The organism is Campylobacter sp. CNRCH_2007_0968H (genome assembly GCF_025773245.1).
Taxonomy (GTDB): domain Bacteria; phylum Campylobacterota; class Campylobacteria; order Campylobacterales; family Campylobacteraceae; genus Campylobacter_D; species Campylobacter_D lari_D.
In genome coordinates this window covers 1-652 of sequence record NZ_JAKMTQ010000055.1, presented here as the reverse complement: position 1 = coordinate 652, position 652 = coordinate 1, and the positions used below count along the sequence as shown (strand labels likewise).

Below are 652 nucleotides of genomic sequence, written 5' to 3'. Positions count from 1 at the left end.
AATAAATACTTTGCCAATCTTTAAATTCAAGCAAAGTAGAACTTTGCCCTGTATAAAGATTAGGATCTAAATATCTGGGTTTATAGTCTTTGTAGGGGGAGTTTTGTTTGATATTGTGTGCTTCAAACAAAGCTTTAGAATATTCTTGGGTGTATTTGCCTACTTCACGCCCATCTTCTCTTTTATCAAATATAATTTGATTTGTATTTTTATCAACTTCTAATATAAGTCCATTAGAAGTATAAATCTCGTAAATATCTTTATTACCACTCATTTTTATCCTTTCATCCTATATACAAACCATCTTCCATGATTATAGTAGTGGCTAGTATAGTTATGAAATTCATTATTTTTACTCTTTTATATTATGTTCTTTAGCATAAGCTAGTATTTTAGCTCGAAGTTCTTGTGGAAAATTATATCTATATATGGCAGGAATTCTTGGATCAAGGAGTTTATCAAGCTTATGTCTTTTATAATACCATTCTAGGTTTTCAGGGGTAAAATAATAAGGTGCATTAGGATAGCCTTGAGGTGGAGTTAGGGCTGCTAGTTTGGCATGTAGTATTAAAGTATCATTAAAAAGTTGTGCTCTTTCTTCACTCCAATCATTAGGTGTATCAGTTTCATAACCTTGCCTCATACCATTTTT

At 31.0% G+C, this 652-nt stretch carries 2 pseudogenes; both read right to left on the bottom strand.

The features are described from left to right. Positions 1-274: pseudogene (locus L8Y18_RS08610) on the bottom strand (hypothetical protein); the annotation flags it as partial. A 78-nt stretch (positions 275-352) separates the two neighbouring features. Then, a pseudogene (locus L8Y18_RS08605) lies at positions 353-652 on the bottom strand (hypothetical protein); the annotation flags it as partial.